Raw genomic sequence first — 3,639 nt, forward strand, 5'->3', positions numbered from 1 at the left:
CCACACCCCACACCCCACACCCCACACCCACTTTCAAGTCAGATGTGATTGATCAATCGGCAAATACACGGACGCTATCGGGAATAATCGATAGTTTTACCTTTGTACCGATGTCTAATTGGGTGTTAATCGTTGTTCTAGCGTGGATTTGGCTGCCGGTAGCCGTTAGCAGACAATAACGGTATTCCCGCCCCAAAAATTGGCGATCGCAAATAACTAGCTCTCCCGTCTCATCTGGCTTAATTTTGACATCTTCCTCTCTTAGCATCAATTCCCCTTTGTCCAAATCTTGACCATCAGGAATTGTCCAGAGTCCTATCTCGGTTTGCCATTGTTCCCCCTCCCGTCTAGCGGGGAGAAAGTTAGCTTGGGTGACAAACTCGGCCACAAATCGCGAGGCCGGATGACTATAAATTTCTTCGGGATTGTTAATTTGTTCTAATTTTCCTTGACAAAGAACCGCAATTGTGTCACTGATCACCATTGCTTCCTCCCGGTCGTGGGTGACAAAAATGGCCGAGATACCAGTCGCTTTCAGGATATGACGGATCTCGTGCCGTAACCGTTGCCGTACCTGGACATCGAGATTACTTAAAGGTTCATCTAAGAGGATTAAAGAGGGTTTTGGGGCTAAAGCGCGGGCGAGGGCGACTCTTTGCTGTTGTCCTCCCGATAGCTGATGGGGATAACGTTTTTCTAGTCCTTGCAGTCCGACTAAATCTAAAGTTTCCGCCACCCTAGCGTTAATAGCTCTGCTCGATAATTTCTCCCCAGAATTTTTTAACCCGAAGGCGATATTGTCAGCAATGGTTAAATGGGGAAAAAGAGCGTAATCCTGAAAAACCATGCCCGTATTGCGTTTTTCCGGGGGAATAAAGGTTTTTTGGTCGGCAACTATTCGCCCTCCCAATTCAATCACTCCTTGAGATGGTTTTTCAAATCCCGCAATCATCCGCAGTAGAGTGGTTTTACCGCAGCCCGACGGGCCCAATAATCCGAGAATTTCGCCCTCTGTTAAACTAAAACTGATATTATCGACAGCTAGAGTAGGAGAAGCGGGAAAACGCTTGTTAACCTCGGATAAACGCAGAATGACAGACTTTTTCATGGTGGGAAAGACAATCGCCCGGTCGGTGGCGGGGCCATTCACTTAAGAATTATTCCTAATTAGTTCACTATTATTGTTTATAACATCTCAATGCACTAATTAGGAAACTTTCTCAAAAATTTCATGCTCACACCTGAAGATATTATTCTCGTTCCCCGGGGGGCCGAGCATAGCTCAATCCGCCGAGGATTAAGGAAAATCGGCGATTTAGCCCCGCAAATTATCCCGATTAACCTTGGCGCTCCAGAATTCCTCGACAGTTCCTCAGTCTCTGGGCAATCTCTAGAATTTCTTAATAAGCTCACGGGAAAAATTGTGCTGATGGGATTAGCGGGCAGTCTCAGCGATCGCCATCGGGTCGGAGATGGGGTAATCTATCAAGGTTGTGGCGCGGAAACGGGGAATTATTGGCAGTGCGAACCAGAAATAACCGCAGAAATCGCCCAATTAACCGGATATAGTCTTGTTAAAGGTTTAACCAGCGATCGCCTGATTAGCCGATCCGAGGAAAAACGACGTTTAGGACAGGGGGGCTATGAGGTGGTCGATATGGAAGGAGCAAGGATTTTAGCGGCTTTACCGGGGCAAAAAGTGGCAATTGTGCGCGTGATTAGCGATGAGGTGACACAGGATTTACCCGATTTAGCCCCGGCAATTGATAATCAAGGTCAGCTGCTACCATTGCCCCTAGCTCGACAAATGTTAATCCGTCCCATCCCGGCCTTCCATTTGATTCAAGGTTCCCTAAAAGGTTTATCCGTACTAACTCAGGTGGTGCGAAAGTTGTGCGGCAGTAATTTTTAAAAGTTGCTTGCAGATTATTTTTTTTCTGTGCTATAGTGGTTAAGCTAAAATCAAGCGGATGTGGTGGAACTGGTAGACACGCACGTTTGAGGGGCGTGTGGCTTACGCCTTGCGAGTTCGAGTCTCGCCATCCGCATAAACTTTTATCTGCCCTCTGACGAGAATTGCCCTTGTCACCTTGAATGTTGGCAGGATACCACCATTACACCCGTAGGGTCAGTGGGGGAGGAATGCTGGGCAATAGGAAACGCTCGCAGCCCATCGACTCGGGTTGACGGCGAAAAAGAGCGACTCTTCCTTGACGAGCGAGCAACTACCATCGGGGAAAACTTGCCAGGCAAAATCCCACATCCGACAAAAAACCACCGCTAACGGTGGGGGACATGGCATAGTTTTCCTGTGATGCCTAGCTAGGGTTTGCGGCAAAAAGTTTTTCGTGGGGGTAGGGTGTGGGGTGTGGGGTGTGGGGTGTGGGGTGTGGGGTTTTACCCATTTTCAGGTGGTCAATTACCTAATTTTCAGGGAAAAAGTCCCGGAATTTTCCCCCCAATCACTCCAATGGTCGGCACTTTTTGATTGACAAAAGGTCTAAAAGTCTTACCCAACAAGGTTTTTAGACTTTTTCAGCAAGCCCTAAGTTGGTACAAAAAGAGAGGGCAACAAAGCCTGAAACTCCCGACTCCTGACGACCGGCTACTGACTCCTGACTCCTTAACCCCACCAACAAACTTTTTCAGCACACCCCAATTAAGCCCAAAAGAGTTTAATCTCATAGATTCTGAAAGACCCCTAGTGGCAGTAGGAGAAGAGTCTCCTACTGCCGGCAAACTTAAATGATCTCTCAATCTAGATCACTACCACTGGTTTAGCGGCAGCAATGTTGTAACCACTCAGTTGAATGATCGCATCACTAGCGGCTTGGAAACCAGCCGCTCCATTATTGAGAGCGATAAAAGTACCACTTTGACCTGTCACTTTAAAGGCCGCCGCCGTGTTAGCAGCAAAGGCCTCATTAGTCAAGACCAACTGAATCGCCGCTTCGGTTAAAGCAGTAGCTGTGTCTTTCGATGCGGTCAAAGTGATTGGTGCAATAGGCGCAGGGGCATTAATGCTATCAAGACTAGCACCTGTGCCATTGTAGCCTTGAATAACATCAAAGCCACTCAGCAGCGAATCACCGAGGGAATTGTAGGTCAAAGTATCCAATCCCGTGCTTCCCGTTAGGGTATCTTTGCCAAGACCGCCTGTCAGGTTATCATTACCCGCTCCACCGTTGAGATTGTCATTACCCGCTCCACCATCGAGGGAATTAGCCAGAGTATTGCCGATGATGTTGTCGTTGAGGCTACCACCAATAACATTTTCAAAAGCAGTGGCACTAGCTAGGGCGAGAGTGAGATTTCCGGCGGTGACGGTTTGGGCGACGGTACTGCCGAGATTGAGGTTGATGGTTTTAGCTGTGGTCGCCGCAAAGTTGAGGGTATCGATTCCAGAGGCATCAATTAGGAGGTCGCTATTCAAGACCAGATCCGTGTCGAAGAGGTAAGTGTCGTTATCGGCCCCACCATCGAGGGTGTCGTTGCCGCCTAAACCGCTAAGGGTGTCATTACCTCCCACTCCAGCCAGGGCATCGGCAAAGCTTGTCCCGACCAAGTTGTTATTAGCTGAGTTACCATCATTGTCAAGAATGGTGGCCGTAGCCGTGTCGGGTCCACTGATAGTGTAGC

General features: G+C 48.4%; 3 protein-coding genes and 1 tRNA gene. 2 read left to right on the forward strand and 2 right to left on the reverse strand.

The genetic code is table 11. The features are described from left to right. Positions 1-52: 52 nt before the first annotated feature. A complete protein-coding gene (locus O9332_RS03185) occupies positions 53-1,108 on the reverse strand; it encodes an ABC transporter ATP-binding protein (RefSeq protein ID WP_043999417.1) in 1,056 nt (351 codons plus the stop codon). A gap of 123 nt (positions 1,109-1,231) precedes the next feature. Here O9332_RS03185 and O9332_RS03190 point away from each other — a divergent pair, with 123 nt between their 5' ends. Together O9332_RS03190 and O9332_RS03195 are read left to right on the forward strand one after the other, a co-directional pair. Next, positions 1,232-1,912 carry a nucleoside phosphorylase-I family protein gene (locus O9332_RS03190; protein ID WP_002762621.1) on the forward strand — a complete coding sequence of 227 codons (681 nt, stop codon included), beginning with the start codon at positions 1,232-1,234 and terminating at the stop codon, positions 1,910-1,912. A 54-nt stretch (positions 1,913-1,966) separates the two neighbouring features. Next, positions 1,967-2,048, forward strand: a tRNA-Leu gene (locus tag O9332_RS03195). 710 nt (positions 2,049-2,758) lie between these two features. On the opposite strand, the gene O9332_RS03200 is transcribed toward O9332_RS03195, so the two are convergent. Continuing rightward, the coding region (locus O9332_RS03200) for a bluetail domain-containing putative surface protein (RefSeq protein ID WP_288023598.1) at positions 2,759-3,639 on the reverse strand (881 nt) is incomplete at its 5' end.

The organism is Microcystis sp. LE19-10.1B, assembly GCF_027530565.1.
GTDB lineage: Bacteria > Cyanobacteriota > Cyanobacteriia > Cyanobacteriales > Microcystaceae > Microcystis > Microcystis aeruginosa.

Excerpts from the sequence above, each read along its gene's own strand:
- O9332_RS03185 (WP_043999417.1), bottom strand. The coding sequence starts at position 1,108 with ATGAAAAAGTCTGTCATTCTGCGTTTATCCGAGGTTAACAAGCGTTTT.
- O9332_RS03190 (WP_002762621.1), top strand. The coding sequence starts at position 1,232 with ATGCTCACACCTGAAGATATTATTCTCGTTCCCCGGGGGGCCGAGCAT.